Source organism: Streptomyces sp. NPDC052910 (genome assembly GCF_055585605.1).
Genome location: NZ_JBVJJR010000003.1, coordinates 1040778 through 1063656, shown reverse-complemented (window position 1 = coordinate 1063656; position 22879 = coordinate 1040778). Strand labels below are relative to the sequence as shown.

Annotated in this window: 23 protein-coding genes, 2 tRNA genes and 1 pseudogene; 13 read left to right on the top strand and 13 right to left on the bottom strand. The window is 72.6% G+C overall.

Annotated elements, in window-relative coordinates; translation table 11 throughout:
- Window positions 1–31: 31 nt before the first annotated feature.
- Both ACZ6X9_RS15735 and ACZ6X9_RS15730 read left to right on the top strand, forming a co-directional pair.
- A complete protein-coding gene (locus ACZ6X9_RS15735) occupies window positions 32–505 on the top strand; it encodes an SRPBCC family protein (protein ID WP_469778527.1) in 474 nt (157 codons plus the stop codon).
- A 103-nt stretch (window positions 506–608) separates the two neighbouring features.
- Window positions 609–1177, top strand: a pseudogene (locus tag ACZ6X9_RS15730) (GNAT family N-acetyltransferase).
- A 23-nt stretch (window positions 1178–1200) separates the two neighbouring features.
- Here ACZ6X9_RS15730 and ACZ6X9_RS15725 read toward each other — a convergent pair.
- From ACZ6X9_RS15725 to ACZ6X9_RS15715, 3 genes are all read right to left on the bottom strand, one after another.
- A complete protein-coding gene (locus ACZ6X9_RS15725; protein ID WP_469778526.1) occupies window positions 1201–1653 on the bottom strand; it encodes a pyridoxamine 5'-phosphate oxidase family protein in 453 nt (150 codons plus the stop codon).
- A gap of 286 nt (window positions 1654–1939) precedes the next feature.
- On the bottom strand, window positions 1940–2173 hold the full coding sequence (locus ACZ6X9_RS15720; RefSeq protein ID WP_469778525.1) for a DUF397 domain-containing protein: 234 nt from the start codon (window positions 2171–2173) through the stop codon (window positions 1940–1942).
- Window positions 2173–3051 carry a helix-turn-helix domain-containing protein gene (locus tag ACZ6X9_RS15715; RefSeq protein WP_469778524.1) on the bottom strand — a complete coding sequence of 293 codons (879 nt, stop codon included), beginning with the start codon at window positions 3049–3051 and terminating at the stop codon, window positions 2173–2175. Before ACZ6X9_RS15715 ends, ACZ6X9_RS15720 begins: the two co-directional genes overlap by 1 nt.
- Window positions 3052–3254: 203 nt before the next feature.
- On the opposite strand from ACZ6X9_RS15715, the gene ACZ6X9_RS15710 reads away from it, so the two are divergent.
- Both ACZ6X9_RS15710 and ACZ6X9_RS15705 read left to right on the top strand, forming a co-directional pair.
- Entirely contained in the window at window positions 3255–3590 is a 336-nt protein-coding gene (locus ACZ6X9_RS15710) for a hypothetical protein (protein ID WP_469778523.1), read from the top strand.
- Window positions 3590–3976: a DUF6255 family natural product biosynthesis protein gene (locus tag ACZ6X9_RS15705; RefSeq protein ID WP_469778522.1), complete on the top strand. Its 387-nt coding sequence runs from the start codon at window positions 3590–3592 to the stop codon at window positions 3974–3976. Before ACZ6X9_RS15710 ends, ACZ6X9_RS15705 begins: the two co-directional genes overlap by 1 nt.
- Here ACZ6X9_RS15705 and ACZ6X9_RS15700 read toward each other — a convergent pair.
- Together ACZ6X9_RS15700 and ACZ6X9_RS15695 are read right to left on the bottom strand one after the other, a co-directional pair.
- Window positions 3886–4452, bottom strand: coding sequence for a GNAT family N-acetyltransferase (locus ACZ6X9_RS15700; RefSeq protein WP_469778521.1), 567 nt, complete (start codon window positions 4450–4452; stop codon window positions 3886–3888). The genes ACZ6X9_RS15705 and ACZ6X9_RS15700 overlap by 91 nt on opposite strands.
- Before the next feature lie 528 nt (window positions 4453–4980).
- The gene (locus ACZ6X9_RS15695; protein WP_469778520.1) at window positions 4981–6063 is read right to left on the bottom strand and encodes a Gfo/Idh/MocA family protein; all 1083 of its coding nucleotides are present in this window, start codon (window positions 6061–6063) and stop codon (window positions 4981–4983) included.
- A gap of 55 nt (window positions 6064–6118) precedes the next feature.
- On the opposite strand from ACZ6X9_RS15695, the gene ACZ6X9_RS15690 reads away from it, so the two are divergent.
- From ACZ6X9_RS15690 to ACZ6X9_RS15660, 7 genes are all read left to right on the top strand, one after another.
- The gene (locus ACZ6X9_RS15690; RefSeq protein WP_469778519.1) at window positions 6119–7180 is read left to right on the top strand and encodes an ROK family transcriptional regulator; all 1062 of its coding nucleotides are present in this window, start codon (window positions 6119–6121) and stop codon (window positions 7178–7180) included.
- 135 nt (window positions 7181–7315) lie between these two features.
- Window positions 7316–7621, top strand: a complete 306-nt coding sequence (locus tag ACZ6X9_RS15685) for a hypothetical protein (protein WP_469778518.1) — start codon at window positions 7316–7318, stop codon at window positions 7619–7621.
- A gap of 231 nt (window positions 7622–7852) precedes the next feature.
- Window positions 7853–8818, top strand: coding sequence for a hypothetical protein (locus ACZ6X9_RS15680; RefSeq protein WP_469778517.1), 966 nt, complete (start codon window positions 7853–7855; stop codon window positions 8816–8818).
- 171 nt (window positions 8819–8989) lie between these two features.
- Window positions 8990–9769, top strand: a complete 780-nt coding sequence (locus ACZ6X9_RS15675; RefSeq protein WP_433019383.1) for an HAD-IIA family hydrolase — start codon at window positions 8990–8992, stop codon at window positions 9767–9769.
- A gap of 197 nt (window positions 9770–9966) precedes the next feature.
- Entirely contained in the window at window positions 9967–10572 is a 606-nt protein-coding gene (locus ACZ6X9_RS15670; protein ID WP_469778516.1) for a hypothetical protein, read from the top strand.
- Window positions 10573–10591: 19 nt separating this feature from the next.
- Window positions 10592–11254, top strand: coding sequence for a class F sortase (locus ACZ6X9_RS15665; protein WP_469778515.1), 663 nt, complete (start codon window positions 10592–10594; stop codon window positions 11252–11254).
- A gap of 164 nt (window positions 11255–11418) precedes the next feature.
- Window positions 11419–12489, top strand: coding sequence for a glycoside hydrolase family 6 protein (locus tag ACZ6X9_RS15660; RefSeq protein ID WP_469778514.1), 1071 nt, complete (start codon window positions 11419–11421; stop codon window positions 12487–12489).
- A gap of 47 nt (window positions 12490–12536) precedes the next feature.
- Here the strand turns inward: ACZ6X9_RS15660 and glxA are convergent, their stop codons facing one another.
- The 3 genes from glxA to ACZ6X9_RS15645 all read right to left on the bottom strand — a co-directional run bounded on the left by glxA (window position 12537) and on the right by ACZ6X9_RS15645 (window position 16890).
- Complete coding sequence (glxA, locus tag ACZ6X9_RS15655; RefSeq protein WP_469778513.1) at window positions 12537–14561, bottom strand: radical copper oxidase GlxA; 2025 nt, start codon at window positions 14559–14561, stop codon at window positions 12537–12539.
- A complete protein-coding gene (locus ACZ6X9_RS15650) occupies window positions 14558–16414 on the bottom strand; it encodes a glycosyltransferase family 2 protein (protein ID WP_469778512.1) in 1857 nt (618 codons plus the stop codon). The genes glxA and ACZ6X9_RS15650 overlap by 4 nt, the downstream gene beginning before the upstream one ends.
- Before the next feature lie 402 nt (window positions 16415–16816).
- A tRNA-Lys gene (locus tag ACZ6X9_RS15645) sits at window positions 16817–16890 on the bottom strand.
- A 280-nt stretch (window positions 16891–17170) separates the two neighbouring features.
- Here ACZ6X9_RS15645 and ACZ6X9_RS15640 point away from each other — a divergent pair.
- Window positions 17171–18103 carry a C40 family peptidase gene (locus tag ACZ6X9_RS15640; protein ID WP_469778511.1) on the top strand — a complete coding sequence of 311 codons (933 nt, stop codon included), beginning with the start codon at window positions 17171–17173 and terminating at the stop codon, window positions 18101–18103.
- 38 nt (window positions 18104–18141) lie between these two features.
- Here the strand turns inward: ACZ6X9_RS15640 and ACZ6X9_RS15635 are convergent, their stop codons facing one another.
- From ACZ6X9_RS15635 to ACZ6X9_RS15615, 5 genes are all read right to left on the bottom strand, one after another.
- Window positions 18142–18957, bottom strand: a complete 816-nt coding sequence (locus ACZ6X9_RS15635) for a cytochrome c biogenesis CcdA family protein (RefSeq protein WP_469778510.1) — start codon at window positions 18955–18957, stop codon at window positions 18142–18144.
- Complete coding sequence (locus ACZ6X9_RS15630) at window positions 18954–19826, bottom strand: DsbA family protein (protein ID WP_469778509.1); 873 nt, start codon at window positions 19824–19826, stop codon at window positions 18954–18956. Before ACZ6X9_RS15630 ends, ACZ6X9_RS15635 begins: the two co-directional genes overlap by 4 nt.
- Before the next feature lie 77 nt (window positions 19827–19903).
- Window positions 19904–20374 (bottom strand): hypothetical protein, encoded by a 471-nt coding sequence (locus ACZ6X9_RS15625; protein ID WP_469778508.1) that lies wholly within the window; start codon window positions 20372–20374, stop codon window positions 19904–19906.
- 86 nt (window positions 20375–20460) lie between these two features.
- Window positions 20461–20534, bottom strand: a tRNA-Lys gene (locus ACZ6X9_RS15620).
- Between the two features lie 73 nt (window positions 20535–20607).
- Complete coding sequence (locus tag ACZ6X9_RS15615) at window positions 20608–21369, bottom strand: IclR family transcriptional regulator (RefSeq protein WP_469778507.1); 762 nt, start codon at window positions 21367–21369, stop codon at window positions 20608–20610.
- Window positions 21370–21757: 388 nt separating this feature from the next.
- Here ACZ6X9_RS15615 and ACZ6X9_RS15610 point away from each other — a divergent pair, with 388 nt between their 5' ends.
- Entirely contained in the window at window positions 21758–22864 is a 1107-nt protein-coding gene (locus ACZ6X9_RS15610) for an LLM class flavin-dependent oxidoreductase (RefSeq protein WP_469778506.1), read from the top strand.
- The last annotated feature ends 15 nt before the right edge of the window (window positions 22865–22879 follow it).

Genomic DNA, 22879 nt, shown 5'->3' with positions numbered 1-22879 from the left:
CGACCGGTCCGGCCCGGAGAGAGGACGAGACATGGAAACCGTGACGGTACGACGCGTCATCGCCGCCCCCATCACCGACGTCTTCACGTGGTGCGCCACGACCACCAACTACACCCGCTCCCCGTTCGTCCTCAAGGCCCGCCTGGCCCGCCCGGGCGCGGGTGCCCCGTACGGGGTGGGCGCCGTCCGGCTGCACACCTGGCTGATCGGCTGGTTCCGCGAACGCGTCACCGCCTACAACCCGCCGTACGACTTCGCGTACGACGTCGAACGCAGTTGCCCGCCGGCGCGGCACGAACTCGGCCGCATGGCGTTCACCGAGGTCCCCGAAGGCACACTCGTCACCTGGACGACCACCTTCGGTCTTCCTTTCCCTGGCGGTGCAACCGTCGCACGCCGCGTCGCCAAGCCGGTCATCACCCGTGTGTTCGCCGACATCCTGTCCGCCGCCGACAGGTCCCTGACCGCCCGGACCCGGCCCGCTCGCGGCGTGTCCGGGCCGTGATCGCGGCGGTGTCCCGGATCACGCTTTCGCGGACCGCCGCCCGCGCCGTCGCCATGAGAAGATCCGTTGCCCGCCCGCCGGTTCCGACCCGTGGAGAACGGCGATGTACGCGATCCCCCTGGACGATGACGGGGGTGAACTGGGCCCCCTGGAGCCGTGGCAGGCCGAGGAGTTCCTGTCCTGTGTCAGGCGGGGCGGGGATTTCGTCGGCCGGTTCCTCCCCGTCCCGAACAAGATCACAGACCTGGAGTCGAGCCGCGCGTACCTCCTCTCGTACATGGAGAAGGCCGCTGCCGACACCGGCCGGCTCCACGGCATCCGGTGGAACGGCAAGCTGGTCGGCGTGGTCCTGATCCGCGTCATGGATGTCGGACAGGGCACGGCGGAGATCGGCTGCTGGCTCGAACGGGCGCTGTCGGACGGGGGTTGGTCACCCGGGCCGCGCGCCGCGTCATCGACTGGGCCGTCGAGGAGCGGGGCCTCCACCGCGTCGAATGGCGCGCCGCGACCGACAACGAGTCCAGCATCGCCGTGGCCCGCCGGCTCGGCATGACAAAGGAGGGCGTCCTCCGGGAGTGCTTCCTCCACGCGGGCAGGCGGCACGACATCGAGGTGTGGTCGGTTCTCGCCCCGGAGTGGCGGGTGGCGAAGGGTCCGTCTGCGTCCGGGTGATCATGACGACCGTCCGGACACGGTCACGTGCGGCGGAACGTCTTCACCGGCAGGCCGGGACGCCAGAGCCTGACGACGAGTTCGGCACCCTCGACAGTGGTGAGCACGACGTCACGCAGATCGAGCCGGAAGGCGTGGAAGCCGTCCGAAGGCTCTGTTCCGGTCGTGTAGACCCTCTTCCGCTCAGGGTCCGTCACCTCGACCGCGATGCCGGACACCTTGGCGTCACCCCCACCGCTTGGCTGGGCGTGGATCGCGCAACGGCCGTCTCGTCGCAAGTCCAAGGCCTTGACTGCGTTCGGCATCGAGCCGAAGGACAGGTCCGGCCCCAGGAACGCGACCTCGGATCCGCTGACGCGCGGTGAACCGTCCTTCCGCAACGTCGCCAGAATATGGGTCTCGGCCTTCTCGAACCGGGCTCTCACCACGGACGCGAGATCACGGGCCTCGCTCGCGAACTGCTCCCAAGTCGCCATCCTTCCACTCTCACATCAACGATGTTGCTGTGACGCTGACTTGCCACTTCTGGCTTGAGCCCATCGCCGGGCGGGGTGTCCGCCCCATGCCCGGGTCGTACTCCCTGGCGTGAAGCGAGGTGATCCGACGGATGCCGAGTGTGAACGGTTGCGACCGCTCCTGCCGGTCAGCACGAGGCGTCGTGGCCTGTGGCGGGGCCACCGGCAGGTGGGAAGATGGCATTCCGCGTCGGATGAGGACCGAGCGCGGCGGCGTGACCTGCTCGCTCCGATGCGACAAGCGTGGCTATGTCTTCCTTGGCATCACAACCGCACTGAGGCTGCCTTGCTCCTGGACCGCCCGCACGAACGCCGTCCAGGCGCTCGGCCCGAAGGTGCAGGATCCTCGACGGCGTGCCTTGCTGTCACGGACGGCTATGCGCCGGTCGGGGGTGGGTCGGCACTCGACGCACAGATCCTCACCGTCGGCGCTGTACGAGGACCTCCGCCAGTGACTTTCCTGGGAGTGGGGGCGTATCACTATGCACTCCCTTGGAGTTGTTCAAGCTCAAGCACGATGGACTCCATCAGCTCGGCGGACTGCGCCGTAGACAGGGCAGCCGCCTTCAGGCGGTCGATCGCTCTCCAGGATTTCTTGATCGCCTCATCGTCCTCCAGGTACAGACTGCCGCCAAGGTACGGGATGTGTACGACATCCAAGTCGAGGGCTTTGGGATACGAGAACACGGTGAACGACCCCTGCACGGTTGGCCACCCATGATGATGGAAGGGGATGACCCGGATCGTCAGCTCGGGTTCCCGGTTCATGGCGATGAGGTGCCGGAGCTGGTCGGCCAGAACGGCCGGGCCGCCGATCTGCTGGCGGATGGCACTTTCATGGATCAGAGCCAGGTATTCAGGTGGATTGTCCCGCCGGAGGACTTCCTGTCGAGCCAGACGGAGGTCGACGAAGAAGTCGATGTCCTCGTCGGTGCGGTTCGGGGAAACGTCGCGGATGACCGCCGTGGCATACTCCCGGGTCTGTAATAGGCCCGGGACGAGTTGGGACTGGAACGCGGTAATGCGCGCGGCATCCGACTCATGGGTCAGCAATTCCTTGAAGTCCGCATTGAGCCTGCCGCTGTAACCCCGCCACCAAGTGCGCTGGTTTCCTTCCGCGGCGAGTGCGATCAGCCATTCGCGCGTCTTCTGGTCGGCGACTTTGTAGAGAGCGAAGAGCGTCTCCAGCTCCAGGCGGGTCACGCGGTGGCGACCCGTCTCGATGCGGCTGATCTTCGTGTTGTCGGTGTGGATCGCCCGGGCCGCGTCGGTGGCGGTGACGCCCGCCGCCTCACGGGCCTCCCTGAGTGCGGTGCCGAGCCGGCGTCGGCGGGCGGTACGGCGGGACGGATGTGGCATGTGGTGCTTCTCCCCTTGAGCGCTCCTGTTCAGCGTGGTGTGTGAGGCGGGCGCGTCGACCCGATGTGCAGGTTGATCACCCGGAAGGGTGATTGGGCCAATTTGGAAGCTTGGTTCTTGCCGGACGGGTGCAGACTGATGGAGCAAGGCGCAACGAGCAACCTGCACAGGCGGGTTGCTGCCCAAACAAGGGGGCGGGGCTCGTGACGTACAGAACCGGCACCTTCGTGGTCGACGTGCGGGAGAACCGGCTGGTCCAGGTGATCGGCGCGGCTGAAGACCGTGTGCAGGTCCGCGGACCGGGTGGTGGGGTGGAGTGGGAAGTGCCGCCTTCCGCCCTGCGATTGGCGACGCGGGAGGAGCGGAACGCGGCGGGGTTACGGCCGTACCAGACCGGTTGCGGCCGATGCGCGGAGCTGGAGGCGGCGCGGCGGGCCGCTGCGGCCGCCGGCGACGCGGCGGCGTCGGGGCAGGCCAAGGTGGCGGCGCTGACCCACTGGGTGATGGAGCACTGCCTGCGACAGGAAGGGGACCGGTGATGGAGCGGACGATCGGCCGTCTCGTGCGGCACTGCGGACACACGGCGGGATGGGAACCGGGCGGCGGCGCGAGCCGGTGCCTTGGGTGCGGGACTCGCCGATTCATGGAGTACGGCGCACTGCGACCGCCCGGCCCGCTGCCGCCGGGCCCGCCCCTACCCCTCGGAAGGAACGCCGACGCGTCGGGCGGAGACCTCGACTGCGCGGGCCGCGACGGTGGGAGCCCCGACACGGGAACGGTCGGAACATCGGGGTCAAGTGTGTCTCACGGGCCCCTGCCTCACTGGCCTACGCCTCACCAACCGTCTCCCGCCGTGTCCCGATCCAGCAGCATGACCGAGTGGACGGCGATACCCCAGGGATCGGCCTCGGCGATGGTCCGGTAGCCCCAGGAGTGGTACGCCGCCCGGGCGGGGGCCGCGGCGTGATGGACGGTGAGGAGGGCTCGGTCCGCGTCGGTGGTGCGCAGCAGGGCGTCGTGAAGCAGGCGTGCGAGGCCGCGCCGGCGGTGGGCGGCGCGGACGGCCAACTCCATGAGACAGAAGGTTCGGTGCCGGTCGGTGGGGGCGACGTACGCGTCCCACCACCCGGACCGCCGATCGAGCGTTCTGCCCAACGCCATGCCGACGGGTTCCCCGTCAGCCGCACGGGCGAGGGCCGCGCGGAAGGCGGGGTGTACGGCCTCCGCACGGAAGCGTTCGAAGGTCAGCGCGACGTCCGATGCAGTCTCGTTGTACGGGGGTTCGGCGAAGGCCTCGGCGTACACCAGCCGGAAGTCGTCCACGACGCGGACCGCCGCCGGCCCGTCCATGGTCTCCGCGACGGGGAGACCGGCCGCGTCGCGGGAGGCGTTTTGTGTCATGACCGTCATTGCAGCACCCGGTATGCCCGGAGCCCGAGCCGGGGATGAGGAAAGGAGGCGCCCTGAAAAGTCCCCGGAGTCGGACCCGAGGCCCGAGTTGGTGCCGTGTGAGCCCGAGTTGAAGCCCGGGGTTGGCTCGGCAAACGGTGCCGCCGACGCCTGGCTGGCCGCCACCGACCGCCGCCGCGACCGGAGGGCCGGCGGTGACCGGCGCGGGACAGGCGGCGGCCGGAGGCGCCCGGACGGCAAGCGCCCGACAACCACTCAGCGATCACCCGGCAACCGGACGGCAAGCGCTCGACAGCCACCCAACGATCGCCCGCCAACCGAACGGCAAGTGCCCGACAACGACTCAGCGATCACCCGGCAACCGAACGCCAAGCGGCCACCGATCGCCCGGCAACCTAGCGGCACTCGAGCAGCCTCCACCGGCGACCACCGGCGACCACCGGCGACCACCGGCGACCACCAGCGGCCGCCCGGCGATCACCGGCGACCACCGGCGGCCGCCCGGCGGCCGCAGTGCGATCACAGGCTGACCGTGCGGCCCTCGGTCGCCGAGACCTTCGCCGCCTCCAGGACGCGCAGTGTCGCCGCCGCCTCCGCGGCGGTGACCGGTGGGCGGCCGCCGGTGCGCAGGGTCTCGACGATCGCCGCGTAGTAGGCGGGGTAGTCGCCGGGGAGGGTCGGTACGGGTTCCCCGCCGCCGGTCAGAGGGGACTCGCCCTCGCCGAGCCGGCCCCACAGGGAGCGCGGTTCGACGCCCCAGGGCGTGCCGTCGTCCGGGCGCAGGCCCTCGCGGAGGGCGGCTTCCTGCGGGTCGAGGCCGTACTTGACGTACCCACCTTCACTGCCCAGCACCCGGAAGCGAGGGCCGAGTTGGGCGGTGGTGGCGCTCATCCAGAGGTGGGAGCGGACGCCGTCGGCGTGGCGGAGGGCGATGAAGGTGTCGTCGTCCGCCTCGGCACCCGGGCGGCGGACGTCCGCCTCGGCGTAGACGGTGACGGCCGGTCCGAAGAGGGTCAGCGCCTGGTCGACCAGGTGACTGCCGAGATCGTAAAGGAGGCCGCCCAGCTCGGCGGGGTCGCCGGACTCGCGCCAGCCGCCCTTGGGGCGCGGGCGCCACCGTTCGAAGCGGGACTCGAAGCGCAGCACGCGGCCGAGGCTGCCGTCGCCGACCAGGGCCCGGACGGTACGGAAGTCGTTGTCCCAGCGCCGGTTCTGGAAGACGCTGAGCGGCAGCCCGCGCCGCTCGGCCAGCGCGCCGAGCTCCTCCGCCTCGGCGGCGGTGGCGGCGAGGGGCTTGTCGACGACGACCGGCAGCCCGGCCTCCAGGGCGCGGCGGGCCAGGGGCACATGGGTGCGGTTGGGGGAGGCGACGACGATCAGATCCAGGTCGCCGGCGCGGGCGAAGAGCTCGTCGGGGTCGGCGGCGGTCCGGGTCCCGGGGTGTTCGGTGGCGACCTGCCGCTGCCGCTCCGGGTTGGCGGTGACGACCGTGTCGAGGGTCAGGCCCTCGGTGGCGGCGATCAGCGGGGCGTGGAAGAACGACCCCGCGACGCCGTAGCCGATCAGGCCGACGCGGAAGGGGGTGTCGGAGATGCCGTCCATGCCGCCACTTTGGCAACACTGTTGCAAAAGTGCAAGCGCCCACGACAATGGTTCCGTGAACAGGACCGATCCCGGAGCCAACCTGGCCGCGCTGCGCGACCACAACACCGCCGTTGTCCTCGGACTGCTGCGCTGCGCCGGCCCGGCCGGCGCGAGCCGGGCCGAGCTGGCCGCCCTGGCGGGGCTGACCCCGCAGGCCGTCAGCAAGATCACGGGCCGGCTGCGGGACGCCGGGCTGGCCGCCGAAGCGGGCCGCCGCGCCTCCACGGGGGGCAAGCCGGCGACGGCTCTGCGACTGGTCCCCGGCGCCGCCCACGCCGTGGGGGTCCACCTCGACCGCAACGCGCTCACCGTCACCCTCGTCGACCTCACCGGCACCGAGACCGCGACCCGTACCGCGCCGCTCGACTTCGGGTCCGGGGCGCAGGCCGTACTGGACACGGTGGCCGGCGCGGTGACCGCGCTGCTCGCCGAGCACGCCACCGGTGACGTGCTCGGGGCCGGCGTGGCCGTCCCCGGGCCCCTCGACCACCGCAGCGGCGTCCTGCACCGGGTCACCGGCTTCCCCCGGTGGGACGGCTTCCCGTTGCGCGACGCGCTGGGGGAACGGCTCGGGCTGCCGGTCGTCGTCGACAAGGACACCAACGCCGCCGCCCTCGGCCTCGCCCTCCGTGCCCCGCGCGCGACCGGTTCCTTCGCCTACCTGCACCTTGGCACCGGCCTCGGCGCCGGACTCGTCCTCGACGGCGGCGTCCACCGCGGCCCGCGCACCGGCGCCGGGGAGTTCGGGCACCAGGTCGTCCTGGTCGACGGCCCCGTCTGCGCCTGCGGGGACCGGGGCTGCCTCGAAGCACTGTGCCTCGCCGCCGTCGCGGACGGCGACACCGCCCGCGCCGCTCGGCTGCTCGGCGTCGGCGCGCTCAACCTCGTCCGCCTGCTCGACATCGACGGCATCCTGCTGGGCGGCGGCGTGGTGCTCGCGCGGCCCGCCGCCTTCGTGGACGGGGTCCGGGGCGTGCTCGGCGGCGCGGTGCCGGTCGACGTCGCCCCCGACGGCGCGCGGGTGGTCGTGGGCGGCGCGGCGGAGCTGGTGCTCGCGCCGCTGTTCGGGGTCTGACGGCGACCGGGCCCCGCGAGCGCCGGCCGCCCGGCCCGTCACCCCTCCGGGGGAACGAAATGCACCCTTCCCTGTCGACCGCGTTGTTTCTCATGTGATGTCCGCTTCCCGCAGCGCTCCCCGGAAGGGAACCCCATGAGAACCACCGCCCTCCTCCCCGCCCTCGCCGCCGTCCTGCTGTTCGGCGCCGCGGCCCCCGCCACCGCCGCGCCGCACGGCATCAGCCGCACGTACCAGGACCCGGCGGGCAAGGCCGCCACCCACACCCTCCTCTGCCCGGGGCGCGAGCACGCGCACAGTGGAGGGGCGCAGGTCGAGCCGCACAACTATGTGGCGGACTCCCATCCCACGGCCGACCGCCGCGGGTGGACGATCACCACCGAGCCGCTGCCGGGCAACGCCCGTGGCCGCAAGGTGACCCTCTACGTCCTCTGCGCCTGACCGGACGGCCGTTCCGGGAGAGCCGTCGACCGCCCGTCCGCGAAGGACCGGCCACCCCGCCCGGGTGAGCCGCCTTTGGTCCCAACGGGCGGTAATCCGCCGCCGGCCGGGGGACATGCCCGTCGTGTCCTTCGCCTTCCGGCGTGTGACGGGGATGTTCCCGGCCGACCGGAGTTACCGGATGCCCGGAGTTCCCGGCCGTCCGGAGTCCCCAGCCGTAAAGGTTCCCCGATGCCGTTGTCCCGCGCGCTGCCGATCCCCGCGACCGCCGCGCACGCCCTTCCGGCGCGCGCGGCGGCGTTCGCCCTGCCGGTGCTCGCCCTCCCGGCGCTCCTCCTCGGCCCCGCGATCCCCGCCACCGCCGCGCCTGCCACCGCCGCGCCTGCCACCGTCGCTCTCACCGCGGCCGGCCTCACCGCGGCCGGCCTCACCGCCGCCGTCCCCACCGCCGCCGTCCCCACCACCGCCGGTCCGGTGACCCCGGCCGTGGCCCGTGGCGTGGCCCCCGCCGCTCTCCACCGCGGCGACCGGAAGGGATGCGGGGACGGGGGCCGCGAATTCCCGATCGCCTCCCGGCTCGCCGGCGGACCCGAGGTCTACGAGCGTGGCGCCGCCGCGCCCGCCTGGGAGCTGGAGCTCCGCAACGTCACGGGCGAGGACTGCCGGGACGTGCACCCCGTCGCCGTCCTGGCCGACGCCGGGCGGGCGCTCCGGCCCGACCACATCCACCTGGAGTTCTACGACAGGGACGGGGCGCGCTGGCGCCCGGTCCGGTTCGAGCGCACGGACGAGGCGGAGAACGTCGGTGTGATGGACGGCGGCACGTCCGGCTTCCGGGGCTTCACGATCCCCGCCCGCCGGACGGTCGTCGTCCCGTTGCGGCTCGCCTTCACCGAAGCGGCCCCCGAGGGGCCCGTCACCGCCAACGTCACCGCGGTCCAGCGCCGCGGCGCGGACGGCGCCTGGGTGGGGGAGTCCGGCGACTACACCTTCACCGTCGCCCCCGCCGCGGCCCCCGCGCCGTCACCCCTCAGGCCGGGGCCCACCCCGCACGCCGTCCCCGGGCGCGACCCCGGCCCGCCCGTCCTCGCCGCGACCGGCGGTTCGCACACCGTCCCGGTGCTCGGTGCCGTCGCCTGCCTCTGCCTGGGCGGCGGGGCGGGGCTGCTGCTGTGGGCCCGCCGGATGCGGCGCTGAGGCGAGCCACCGCCGGCCGCCCGGACCGAGCCCGGAAGGCCGCCGCCGCGCGCTGACTAGGCTGGGAGGTGCCGGGCCGGCGGGCGAGCCCCGCCGGTCCGGTTCGTCCCCGATCCGGCGGAGGGCCTTCGGGCCCGACGGCGGGCCGCCCAGCATGGCAGGAGTTCCGCAGTGGCAGAGCGCAAGCCCATCGAGTCCTGGCTCACCGACATGGACGGTGTGCTGATGCACGAAGGCGTCCCGGTACCGGGGGCGGACACCTTCATCTCCCGCCTCCGGGACTCCGGGAAGCCCTTCCTGGTCCTCACCAACAACTCCATCTACACCCCGCGCGACCTGCACGCCCGGCTCCAGCGCATCGGCCTGGACGTGCCCGTCGGCAACATCTGGACGTCCGCCCTGGCCACCGCCCAGTTCCTCGGCGACCAGCGGCCGGGCGGCACCGCGTACGTCATCGGCGAGGCCGGGCTGACCACCGCGCTGCACGACATCGGTTACGTCCTCACCGACGCGGACCCCGATTATGTCGTTTTGGGCGAAACGCGCACTTACTCCTTCGAAGCGCTCACCAAGGCGATCCGGTTGATCAACGCGGGGGCCCGGTTCATCGCCACCAACCCCGACGAGACCGGCCCCTCCGCCGAGGGCGCCCTGCCCGCCACCGGCTCCGTCGCCGCGCTGATCACCAAGGCGACCGGCCGTGAGCCCTACTTCGTCGGCAAGCCCAACCCGCTGATGATGCGCGCCGGTCTGAACGCCATCGGCGCCCACTCGGAGACCAGCGCGATGATCGGCGACCGGATGGACACGGACGTCCTCGCCGGGCTGGAGGCGGGCATGGAGACGTTCCTGGTGCTCACCGGCTTGACCCGGCCGGACGAGATCGACCGCTACCCCTTCCGGCCGTCCCGCGTCGTCGACTCGATCGCGGACCTCACCGAACTGATCTGAAAAGGGCGTTGCGGGCGCCGCTGCCGGACATCCGTGGACATCGTGCGGACAGCGCCCTCCCCGGACGGCGGACACCGTTGCCCGCCGTCCGGGCGGTACGGACATCCGGATCGTCACCGGTTGGAGTAACGGGAGCACGGAGCGGATGCGCGGGCGGCTCCGGGCAGGTGAACTTCTGAGGTATCAGGAGGTTCATCATGGTTTCAGTCCGCTCCGCACTCTGTGGTGCGCTGGCGGCGGTCGCCGTCGGTGCCGCTCCCGCCCATGCCCTCGATGATCCCGTGACCACCCGGACCGGAACGGTCGACATCGTCCCCGTCACCGCCAAACCCGGCGCCGACGTACGGATCCGCGTCTCCGGGTGCACCGGCGAACGTGCCACGGCCGTCTCGGAGGCGTTCGTGACCGAGGCCAAGCTCACCCGCGACACCACCGGCCACCTCGCCGACGCCACGGTCCGCTCCACCACCACCGCCGGCACCTACCCGGTGCGGATCAGTTGCGACGGGCGGGACGGCGTCGCCGAAGGCCAGTTGACCGTCATCCCGGACGCCGGCGCGGCCTCCGTGCCCGAGGGCCGCGACGGCCGCGGCCCCGCGGCGGGCGGCCCCGACGGATTCGCCGCCCAGGACCACGACCACGGCGTCCCCGTCGCGCCGGTCCCGGCCGGAGGCGGTGGCACGGCCCCCGTCGCCGCCTCGGGCACGCCCGGCACCCCCGGCCTCGTGGTCGGCGGTGTCGGAGTGCTGATCGCCGGTGGTCTGATCTGGTACCGCCGGCGTAGCGAGGCGGGCCGACGGTGAACGGAAGCGACCGGGCGTCATGTCGGAACCACAAGCCAGCGGCCACGGCCGCCTCCTGACGGGCCTGGCCTGGGCCGCCCTGCTGGTCGCCCTGTGGCTGTGGGGGCGCGAGGTCACGGAGGTGCCCGTGGGCGCCTGGCCCGCCACCGGCGACGTGGCCGCCGCCGGCCGGCCGCCCGCCCAGGAGCTGCCGCCGCCGCACGCCCCGCTGCCCGGAGCCCAGCCCGAACGGCTGGCCATCCGGGCCATGGGCCTGCGCGCCCCGATCGAGGGCCACGGCCTCACGCCCCAGGGGGCGGTGGAGCCGCCGTCCTACGACCGCCCGGACACCGTCGCCTGGTACCGGGGCGGCCCCCAGCCCGGCAGCCTCGGCGCGGCCGTGCTCGTCGGGCACCTGGACACCGAACGGTCGCCCGCCGTCTTCTACGACCTGGGCAAGCTCAAGCGCGGCGAGACCGTCACCGTCTCCCGGGTCGACGGCTCCACCGCCGACTTCACCGTCGAGGACGTCACCGTCTTCACCAAGGACCGGTTCGACGCGGCCAAGGTCTACGGACCCCGCGACTCCGGCCGGGCCGAACTCCGGCTGATCACCTGCGGCGGGGACTACGACCGTGCCCGCCGTGAGTACAGCGCCAATGTGGTCGTCTCCGCCTACCTGACCGGAAGCGGACGGGCATGAACCGTGCGAGAAGCGGCAAGTGTGCTCCGAGAGAGCGATCTGCCGTCATGTCATGAGATGACTGGCCCCGTTCGTGGACACCCCTGTGCCAGCATGGGGGCGACCGGTTCATTGTCCCGAGGGGACCCGAGACGTCTCCCGGAAGTACACCCAAGGGGGAGTGGATGTACGGCAGTCGCACCGGCCACACCCGTCCAGTCTGTTCGGCCCGTACGGCCCTCGTCCGTACCGGCGCCGCGGTGGCCGCCCTGGCCGCGCTCGCCGGCCTCGCCGGCTGCTCGTCCTCCGACGACGAAGCGGCGGGCCCCCACCCGCAGCCGTCCGCCGCCTCTCCCTCCCAGCTCCCCCGGGAGCACTCCCCGTTCTGGGTGAACCCCAACGGCAACGCCGCCCGGCAGGCGGCCAGGCTGCGCAGCTCCGGCAAGGAGCAGGAGGCGCAGCTCATCGCGAAGATCGCCCAGCAGCCGGTCGCCGAGTGGATCGGCGTCGACGACCCCGAAAGCCAGACCCGCGGCTTCACCGAGGCGGCGGCCAAGGCAGACCGCGACGCCCTCCTCGTCCTCTACAACATCCCGCACCGGGACTGCGGCCAGTACTCCCAGGGCGGCGCCGCCGACGGCGACTCCTACCGCGCCTGGCTGGACCGCGCGGCGAGCGGCATCGGCGACCGCAGCGCCACCGTGATCCTGGAACCCGACGCGCTGCCGCACATGGAGGACGGCTGCACGCCCCAGCAGTTCCACGAGGAGCGGTACGCGCTGCTGAAGGAGGCCGTCCGCCGGCTGAAGGCGCTGCCGCGGACCAAGGTCTACCTGGACGCCGGCAACCCGAGCTGGGTCACCCCGGCCGACCGGATGGCCGAACCGCTGCGCCGCGCCGGCATCGACCGGGCGGACGGCTTCGCGCTCAACGTCTCCAACTTCCAGACCACCCAGGCCAGCAAGGAGTACGGGCACGCCCTCTCGGCACTGGTGGGCTACAAGCACTTCGTCATCGACACCAGCCGCAACGGGAACGGACCGCTCTCCGGGGGCGACCACGAGAAGGCCTGGTGCAACCCCTCCGGCCGGGCGCTCGGCGAGCCGCCGACCACCCGCACCGGCGACCGGCTGGTCGACGCCTACCTGTGGGTCAAGCGGCCCGGCGAGTCGGACGGGGCCTGCAAGGGCGGCCCCGACGCGGGGGAGTGGTGGGAGACGTACGCGCTGGAACTGGCCCGGAACGCGCACTCCTGAGCCGGGCGGCGTCCGCCTCCGGGTGAGGCCGGCCGGGCGCCCGCCGCTCAGTCCTTCTTCTCCTCCTTGTCCTCGTCCTTCTTCTCGTCGTCCTTCTTCTCCGCCGTCGGCACCTTCACCCAGACCGCCTTCGACGGGACGCCCCGCTCGTCCACCACCATGACCATGTACCAGCCGGGCGGCACCAGGGACGGGTCCTTGGGGAGCGTCACGGTGAAACGGTCCGCCCCCTCCTTCTTGAGGTCCAGCGCTACCGACCGCTGCTCGATGTTGGTCACGTGCGTGAACGAGCCCGGACGGATCAGCCGCGCCTTGGCGACGCCGTGTGCGGACGCCACCCGGTAGGTGGTCTTGTCGCCGAGCTTCACGACCCGCCGGTCGGTGTCCCTGATCTCCGGCCGCTCGCCCTTGCCGAAGAGGTACGGCGGGGTGTACAGGTCGATCTGCTGCTGGAAGACGCCCGGCTGGGTGTTGTCCTTGTCCCGGAAGAGGGAGTCCGAGCCGAACGTCATCACCCGTCCGTCGGGCAGCAGCAGCGCGCCCGAGTGGTAGTTGCGGCCCACCAGCGGGTCGGCCACCCGGTGGGAGGCGTTGGCCCTGGGGTCGTAGATCTCGGCCTTGAGGACGTTGGAGGCGCCGCGTCCCCGGTAGTCGCCCGAGCCGTTGGTGGTGAGGACCGTGTCGTCCGGCAGGATGACGCTGCTCGGGTAGCGGGCCTTGGCGTAGAGGTCGGGGCCGTCGTGGAACCGCGGGCGCTCGGTGTGCAGGTCGACGATGCGCGTCTTGGCCGTGGACTTCTTGTCCTCGCCGACCCCGCCGCCGCCCAGCACCATGTACCGCTGGTCCTGCGCGGGCGGCAGCAGGACGGACATCGAGGTCTCCAGCGCGTCCGGGTCGCTGATGCCGGGGACCGGGATGAACGAGTTGTTCCCCAGGTCCCACACGCCGGGGTCGCGGCCCTTGTCGGCCGGTCCGTAGCCCGCGTTGGAGCCGGTGTAGAAGATCTTGCCCTTGTCGGTGAGGAAGAGGGACGGATAGGTGGGGAAGAACCGCTCCTTCGGCAGGTACGTCCACTTCTTGGTCTTGGGGTCGTAGACCTCGTTCTTCCCCGGGACCACCTGACCGATCTCGTCCAGGCCGGAGACGGAGAGGACCTTGCCGTCCTGGAGGGTGGTGAGCGTGGGGTACCAGCGGGCCTCGTTCATCGGGTCGACGGTGACGTAGCGCTCCGCGACCGGGTCGAACTCGAAGGCGTCCTTGATGCCCTGGAAGTCCTTCTTGTCGAACGACAGCTTGTTGGCGATGCCGTAGAAGTTACGGCTGTCGTCGCCCTGGAGGCCCTCGATGCGGTAGTTGTCGGTGAGGCCGGTGGCGTGCTCCTGGCCCTGCCGCAGCGCCTCCACATAGACCCGGGCGGTGCTGACGGTGACCTTGACCTTGCCGTCCTTGCCCTGCTCCTTCTTGGCGCGCGGCACCAGCACGGCGTCCTTGGACTCGAAGGTCTTGCCGGTCTGCTTGCCGGTGAACCGGGTGCCCGCCGGGAAGGTCATCGGCTTGTCCGGGTTCTCGTTGTGGACGATCATCAGGCCGCCGGCCCGGGTGACGTCCCCCTCCAGCTTCTCGTAGCGCTGGGTACCGCCCGCGACCAGCAGCTTCCCGTCCGGCAACTGGGTGTGGCCGGCACAGAAGAGGTCCTTGGGGGTGGGGATGTTCTTGAAGGTGTTCTTCTCGGGGTCCCACAGGACCGTCCGGAAGGTCTTCGCCGCGAAGTTGGCCGCGTTGTTGCCCGAGCCCGCGACCAGCAGCACCTTGCCGGTCTGCAGCAGCGCCGCGTGGATCGTATTGATCCGGTACTCGTCCGGGACGTCCACGACGTCCCAGTGGCCGTTCTTCGCCTTGTACTCCGGCTTGTTGATCTTGTACTCGTGGTACTGGTCCGAGGCGTAGCCCCAGATCGCCGGCCCGTTCATGCCCGCCAGGGCGAGGACCACCGCCGCGCCCACCGCCGTCCGGCGGGTGCGGCGCCCGATGACGGGCCCGGAGCGGCGGTCGGACAGGTGGCGGAGTCTCATGGCTGGGCTCCCTCGGGCTGCTTGCCGTGGCGCGCGGTCCACCACCAGGCGACGATCGGCGCGACCGTGATGACGACGGCCAGGGCCGCCCAGGTGCGCATCGCCGCGTGGCTGTGACCGAGGAAGAACGAGGCCACCAGCGAACCGCCGAAGATCAGTAGGAAGAAGAGATGGATGCGGAAGGTGCCGAAGAGGGTGTCCGGGCTGGCGGAGTCACCCTTGGGGGTCACCACGAAGCGGCTCTTGCGGCGCAGGACCGCGTCGAGCAGTGAGCGGGCGTAGATCGGCGCGGAGAGCGCGGACATCACCATGCCGGCGACCCCGCCGGAGCCCTCGGGCTCGTGGGGGGAGACGTTGTGCCGGCGGTTCCAGATGTAGAGGCCGATCTGAAGGGCGGCGGCGTCGCTGTAGAGCATCATCCAGATCTGCGAGTCGATCTGGATGCCGGCCGCGCCCAGGCCCAGGAAGAGGGTGCAACTGAGGGCGCCGAGCATCCAGTTGACCGCGGTCATCGGATAGTAGACGACCATCAGGGTGTAGTTGAGGAAGCTGCCGGGCGCCAGGGTGAAGGGGCCCTTCCAGTACTGCTTGATGATCGTCTCGTAGGTGCCCCGGGACCAGCGGAGCTGCTGGGTGAAGAAGTCCGTCCAGGCGTTGGGCCCCTCCCCGACGGCGAGCACGTCGGGCGTGTAGACGGAGCGCCAGCGGCGGCCGGTGGCCGGGTTGCGGTGGCGGTGCAGCTCGAAGCCGGTGGCCATGTCCTCGGTGATCGAGTCGTAGAGGCCGCCGACGCCCTTGAGGGCGCTGATCCGCACCGCGTTGTTGGTGCCGACGAACATGGGGGCGCCGTACCGGTTGCCGGCGCGCTGGATGAGGGCATGGAAGAGGAACTGCTGGCTCTCGGCCGCCTTGGTGACCGTCGCGTCGTAGTTCCCGTACACCTGAGGTCCAACGACAAAGGCGACATTGGGGTCACGGAAGTAACCGAGCATGCGCTCCAGGAAGTTGGGCAGCGGCACGTGGTCGGTGTCCACCGAGGCGAAGAAGTCGTAGTCGTCGCCGTGCGCGTCCAGCCAGGCGTTGTAGTTGCCGTGCTTGGTCTTCGCCCGGTGCGGGCCCTTGGGCCGGTTCCACTTCTCGACCCCCTTGCGGGTGAAGTGGCGCACCCCCAGCCGGGCGCACACCGCCTTGACCTCCGGATCGTCGCCCTCGTCGAGCAGCCAGACGTGCACCGGCCCGCGGTGGCGGACCCGTACGGCGGCCTCCAGGGTGCGGGTGACCATCGCGATCGGCTCCTTGCCGGGCACGAACGAGGTGAGGAACGCGACCCGGGTGCCGGTCTCGGGGACGACGGGTATCGGGTCGCGGGCGACCAGCGTGGCGTGGGCGTTGGAGACGACGTTCAGCGTGCGGAAGAACTCGATCAGCCCGATGGAGACCAGCATGACCAGGTCGAGGACGCGCATCAGCGGTCCGGCGTGGTCGCGCTGGACCCAGTGGGCGGGCTGCAGCAGCCACAGGAGCAGCACCACGGAGACGACGGGGGCCGCGCCCAGCAGGAGCGCGGCCCGGATCCGGTGCGGCTCGTCGGCCAGCAGACTGCGGTACCGCACGGTGTACGGACCGTCCCCGGGCCGGGTGAGCGGGCCGGCGAGCCGGCTGTAGTGCTCGTAGTCGTACCGGGACTGCGGCCGGCGGGGGGTGCGGGGCGGGTGGGACCGGAGGGACGGGGCTCTGCGCCGTTCGTCGTCCGGCCCCGGGGGCGCGGGGATGCGCAGCCGGGTGGTGACCGCCGGATCGCGGGCCGGATCGTATGGGATCTGCCGTCGCGCGTCGGCAGGCGTGGACGTCATGACTCATTCCCCCCACACGCAGGAGCCCTGCGTGGTACGCCGGTACATGAACCCCGGCCGACCCCCCAACGGCCGGCGCGGGCGCCTGGACACCGGCTCCCTCCGGTGTCTCCCGGCTCACTGTGTGCACGGTGAGACGGGGATCACAGCCGCCGTTCAGGATCTCGGACGCCACTTCATGATCGCAAGGGCGAAACGATCGGTTTACCGGGCAAAGCGGTATGTCAGTCGGAGACGTGTGCGAATGTCGCAGAAATGGTCACGGATGACCTCTTCCGTTCGTTCCCCGTCACGCGGCCGAGTCGCGGCGACAGGCGCTCGGCCGCCGGTGAAGGGGTGACTTCCGCGGCCGGAAACGCCGAGAGGCCCCTCACGGTGAGTGAGGGGCCTCTCGGCTGTCGGTGCGCCGCCAGGGACTCGAACCCCGGACCCGCTGATTAAGAGTCAGCTGCTCTAACCAACTGAGCTAGCGGCGCCTGCTGACAGAGAAAACTCTACCTCACTCCTGAGGGTGCCGATGACCACCCCGGCGGAGTACGAAACCGCCTCCGGCGCACCGCCACCCCGGTTCCGCGCTGGTGGGAGGCCCGGCGGGACGGCGGACCGCCGTGAGGTGCGGGGCGCGTGGACCGTTGAGAAGCTGGCGGAGCGGTGCCTGAGGCAATCGACCACGCTCCCGTGGCGCGCCACGGGCCGAGGGCGGAAGGCGGTGGAGCGGTGCGGACGTCAACCGGTGGGCCGATACCCGACGGCCGTGTGCGCCCCGGGCGCGGTACGGCGGCCGCCCCGTCCCCGTGGGCCGGCGGGACTCCGGAGGGTGACGAGGACGCCGGGTACCGGAGGTGCGCCGTCCGGAGCGTCCTCCTGGCCGCGGCCGTGGGCGCGGCCGTCATGGCCGGCCCGGGGGCGGCCGCGGCCGCGACGGGCGACCCGCCGGACCCGGTCGCCGCACCCGCCGCGGCCCCCGCCGCTCCGGATGCGGCTCCGGACGCCGCCCCGGGAGAGGACGTGGGCGAGGAGACGGTGGCGACGGCCGACGGCGGGGGTGGGGAAGAGGCGGGCGCGCCGCCTGAGGGGCCCGAGACGGCCGGGACGCCGGAGGCGACGGAGGAGGCGCCGCCCGCGGGGGATGCGGCAGGGACGGGTGCGGCGGGGGCCGACGCCGGTGACGCCGCGAGGTCCGGGGACGCCGTCGGCCCTCTTGAGCCGGTCACACCTGCCGCGCCCGCTGCCCGGCCCGGCGAAGGCGCGGTGGCGACCGGCCTCCCCGCGCCGGAGGCGGGCACGTCCTCCACCGCCGTGGACGCCGCCGCCGCGGCCAAGGGGCTGGAGGCGGCCGTCGCGTACGCCCTGGCGCACATCGGCGACGCCTACGCGCTGGGCGGCAAGGGGCCGCACCGCTGGGACTGCTCCGGACTCGTGCAGATGGCCTACCGCCGGGCGGGCGTACGTCTGCCGCGGATCGCCGCGGACCAGTACCGGGCCACCGCGCGGATTCCGCGGAGCGCCCTGCGCCGCGGGGACCTGGTGTTCTGGTCGCGGAACGGGCGGGCCTCCGGCGTGCACCACGTGGCGATCTACCTTGGCGGCGACCGGTACCTGGAGGCGGCCCGGCCGGGTACCAAGGTGCGCATCTCGACGTTCGCCCGGTACAAGCCGAACCTGTACGGGCGGGTGCGGCTGCGGTGAGCCTCCGTGAGGCCGCGCGGCCCGCACCCGGGGAGCCGTCACCGCTTCCGGAACGCCACCCTCGCCAGCACCCCCGCCACCACCAGCGCCACGACCGCCAGCACCACCAGGTCCGGCACGGCGTTGCCGAGGCGGGAGGCGGTCTCCTCCAGATGCGCCTCCTGGTCGGCGTCGAGGAGACCGGGGAGCCCTGTGGTGCCGTCGTAGCGGAGGAAGAGGACACCGATGGCGATGAAGAAGAGACCGGAGAAGAGGGAGGTGGTGTGGAGGCGGAGGCGGCCCACTCGGAGCTCGCGGCCGCGCAGCCAGCGGCGGTCGCCCAGGTGGAACCGGTCCCAGAACAGGGCCAGGACGAACAGCGGCAGCGCCATGCCCAGGGCGTAGACGGCGAGCATGGCGGCCCCCTGGACCGCCTCGCCGCGCATGGCCGTCATGGCCAGCACGGAGCCGAGGATCGGTCCCGCGCAGAAACCGGCCAGCCCGTACACACAGCCCAGCAGGTAGGTGGAGGCCGCCGTGCGCGGGGTGAGGCGGCCGGCGGCCTCCTGGGCCTTCCGCGAGGCGAAGCCCAGGCCGACGATCTGGGCGGCGCCCAGGACGATGACGATCCACCCGCCGGCCGTCACGAGCGCCTCACGGTGGCCGTTGAACAGTTGGCTGGCGGCGCCGGAGGCCGCGCCGAGCGGGACCAGCGTGGTGGCGAGGCCGAGGTAGAAGACGCCGGTCCGGGCCAGCAGCCGGCCCGGACTCGCGAGCGAGTAGGCGAAGAACGCGGGCAGCAGCAGGGCGCTGCACGGGCTGACCAGGGCGAGGACGCCGCCGAGGAACGCGGCGAGGTAGCCGATGTCGGTCATGCGCCCGGCCGCCCCTTCGGCGTCCCGGGGGTTTTCGCGGCCTTGGCCAGCCGGGCCTGCTCGATCGCCGCTTCGAACTCCCTCATCGGCTGGGCGCCGGCGAGCGGCCGGCCGCCGACCAGGAAGGACGGGGTGCTGCTGACGCCGAGGCGGTAGCCCTCCTGCTGGTCCTTCTTCACGGCCTCCTCGGAGGCGTCGCTCTTCATGTCGGCGCGGAAGCGGTCGAGGTCGCCCACCCCGGCGGTGCGGGCCATGTCGACGAGCTTGTCCTCGGCCAGGGCGTCGCCCTTGCGGGTCTTGGCGTAGAGCTCGTCGTGGAACGGCCAGAAGCGGCCCTGCCGTCCCGCCGCCCAGGAGGCGCGGGCGGCGCGCTGCGAGGGATCACCGAAGATCGGGAAGTTGCGGAACTCGATCCGCAGGACTCCCTCGTCCACATACTTTTTGACCAGTTCCGGCTGGCTCTCCCGGGTGAAGCGGCCGCAGAACGAACACTGGTAGTCGGCGTACTCCACCAGCACCACGGGTGCGTCCGGCTTGCCGAGGGCGAGTGGGTCGCCCTTCTCGCGGCGGCTCGTCATCCGCTCGGCCTCGTCGAAGAGGCCCTGCTGGGGATCGGCGGAGGCGGTGGCGGCGGGTTTCGCGCGGTCGGACCGGTCGTCGGAGCCCCCGGAGTTCTTGGCGATGGCCAGGCCGGCGGCGACGACCGCCACGACCAGGGCCGCGGCCGCCCCGATGGCGGCGATCCTGCGGCCGGCGGTGGAGGGGGCGGCGCCCGGGGCCTTGCGCTGCGGCTTCTTGTCGGGGTGCGGTTTCCGCCCGTTCTTCGGGGCGGTCGGGTTCTTCTTGGGGGAACGAGGAGAAGGGGACATGGCGGGTGGAGCTCCAGAGGTCTCGGCGGAATCCAGGCATGCCGGAGTACGGCCCGGCGCGGGCCGTACGGGCGGGTCTAGATCCGCAGGACGGGGAGGAGCTCGGCGCTGCCGGTGAGTGACGCGGGCGGCGCCCTGGGCGTACGGGCCCGGGGCGCCGGGGTCTGGGGGAGGGGCGTGCGCGCGGTGGCGGACGCCGTCAGGGGGTCGGTCGGGGCGTGCGGGACGACGGCCTCCGTGCCCTTCGCGGGCACGTCGTGCGGCCGGCAGCTCCCCCCGCCGCCCTCGCGGTCGTCCGGAGCGGCGACGACCACCGCCCCGGACGGGGACGGGGTGTCCGGCCGCGACGCGGTGAACGGGCGGGAGGCGGTGGCGCCCGGCCGGGCGCCGGGCGCGTCGGCCCGTGTGCCGACGGAAGTCGCCTCCGTGCGCGCCCCGGTACGCACAGCGGCGGCGGCCGGTGCCGGGACGGAGAGGGCCGGGCCGAGGACGGCCAGCAGGAGCAGCAGTGCCAGGCCGACTGCCGAGGGGCGGCGCCGCTGGGGCATGTGACCGCTCCTTTCCCGCCGGTTCCGCTGCTGGTCTCCGCCACGCAGAAGGCCCCTCACCGGAGTGAGGGGCCTTCTGCTGTCGGTGCGCCGCCAGGGACTCGAACCCCGGACCCGCTGATTAAGAGTCAGCTGCTCTAACCAACTGAGCTAGCGGCGCCTGCTGACGAGGTAAATACTACCTGGTTCCGAGGGGTGGTTCGCACCACCCGTCTCCGAGGACCACTCCGGTCTCACTGGAGGGCGAGGGAGAGCAGCATCGGGGCGGCATGCCGGTTGAGCGCGTCGGCCGCCTGGCGGAGCCGGTGGGCGTGGGCGAGCGGGAGGGAGAGGGCGAGCGAGCCCACCCGCTTGCCCGCCGTGATCGGGACCGCGGCGCAGACCGTGCCCACCGCGTACTCCTGGAGGTCCAGGACGGGAACGCTGGCGGGCTGGGCGGCGAGCCGGGTGAGCAGCGTCTTCTCGTCGGTGATCGTCCGCGAGGTGAGCCGGGCGGCCCGGTGCCGGGAGAAGTGGTCGCGCCGGTCGTCGTGGTCGAGCTGGGTGAGCAGGCACTTGCCCAGCGCGCTCGCGTGGGCGGCGGTGCGGAAGTCCACCCACTCGTGCACGCGCGGCGTCCCCGGCCCGTCCGCGTACTGGGTGATCCGGACCTCGCCGTCGACGTACCCGCTGAGGTAGACGGCCGCGCCGACGGTGTCGCGCAGCCGGGTGAGCGCGCGCTGGAGCCTCCCGGCGAGGGCGGCGTCCCGGCCGCCGCCCGTGGTCAGCAGGGCGAGCGCGGGGCCTGCGGCGTAGGCGTCCTCGCCGACCCGCTCCACGTACCGTTCGCGACGGAGCATCGTCAGCAGGTGGGCGAGGCGCCCGGTGGGCAGGCCGGACTCCCGGGCGAGCTGGGCCTCGCTCACGCCGCCGGAGTACTTGGTGACCGTCTCCAGGACGCGCAGGGCGTGCTGCACCGAGTGGAACGGTGTGATCGGCTCGGGCTTGAGCGCCACGGTCTCCCCTTGGCTGGTCGCGCGGGTGTTCCGCTTCTCACGATAGGGCGAAGCCGCCTGTGGGGAGAGGGGGTTGCGTGAGAAGGAGAGGCTCCGGAACGCTCGGGGCCATGGCGTCGGTCGACGGCATATGCCACCGGTATGACGGGGCGGCGGATGAGCCCGTGTGTGGGGGCGGGGAATAAAGCGGAGTGTGACTCCGGTTGGCCTCCGGTGGGACCGGCGGCAGGGCGTTCGCGCGGGCGCCCTCACGGGCGGACGCGGCGCGTGCGCCGACGTCCCGGACGCGGACCGGCGCCACGCGGCGCCCGTGAGGCGGCCGGGCGTACCCGTCGGACCCACGACAGTTGGCGCACACCGCGCGACACGAGCAGGGAGGCGGGCCACCGTGGCCGACGAGCACGACGAGATCATCCGGGCGACCCCTCGGGGACGCGCGCCCGTCCCGCTGTCCGTACTGGACCTGGCCACGGTGGGCGTCGGCCGTACGGCGCGGCAGGCGCTGGAGACCACCGTGGAGCTGGCCCGGCTGACCGAGCGGCGCGGCTACCACCGCTACTGGGTCGCCGAGCACCACTCCATGCCCGGCGTCGCCAGCTCCTCGCCCGCCGTGATCCTGTCCCACCTCGCGGCCCGGACGGACCGGATCCGGCTCGGTTCCGGCGGCGTGATGCTGCCCAACCACGCGCCGCTGGTGATCGCCGAGCAGTTCGGCACGCTGGAGGCGTTCGCCCCGGGGCGCATCGACCTGGGTCTCGGGCGCGCGCCCGGTACGGACGGCGCCACCGCCGCCGCCCTGCGCCGGGCGGACCGGCTCGCGGAGGGGGCGGACGAGTTTCCGCAGCAGCTCTCCGAGCTGATCCGCTTCCTCGACGACGACTTCCCGGACGGCCACCCCTACGCCCGGATCCACGCCGTCCCCGGTCCCGTGCAGGGCCGGGTGCCCGGCGGGGTGCAGCGGGCCGACCGGCCGTCCGTCTGGCTGCTCGGCTCCTCCGGGTTCAGCGCCCGGCTCGCGGGGGCGCTGGGCCTGCCCTTCTCCTTTGCCCACCACTTCTCGGCGGCCAACACCGTCCCGGCGCTCGACCTCTACCGTTCCTCCTTCCGCCCGTCCGCCGTCCTCGACCGCCCGTACGCCAAGATCGGCGTCCAGGCGCTCGCGGCGGACGACCCGGCGGAGGCGCGCCGCCAGGTGCTGACCGGTGCGCTGTCCATGCTCCGGCTGCGCCGGGGGCGGCCGGGCCTGGTGCCGTCGCCCGAGGAGGCCGAGGCGTACGAGTTCAGCGAGGTGGAACGGGACTTCGTCGACGACTGGCTGCGGAACGTGGTCCACGGCACCCCGGACGAGGTACGCGAGGGGCTGGACGCGCTGGTGCGGCGGACGGGCGCCGACGAGCTGATGATCACGGCCAACGTGCACGGCCCCGACGCCCGGCTGCGCAGCTACGAGCTGATCGCGGACGCCTACGGGCTGCCGGGCGCCTCCGGCGCGTAGAGAGGCTTGTCGCGA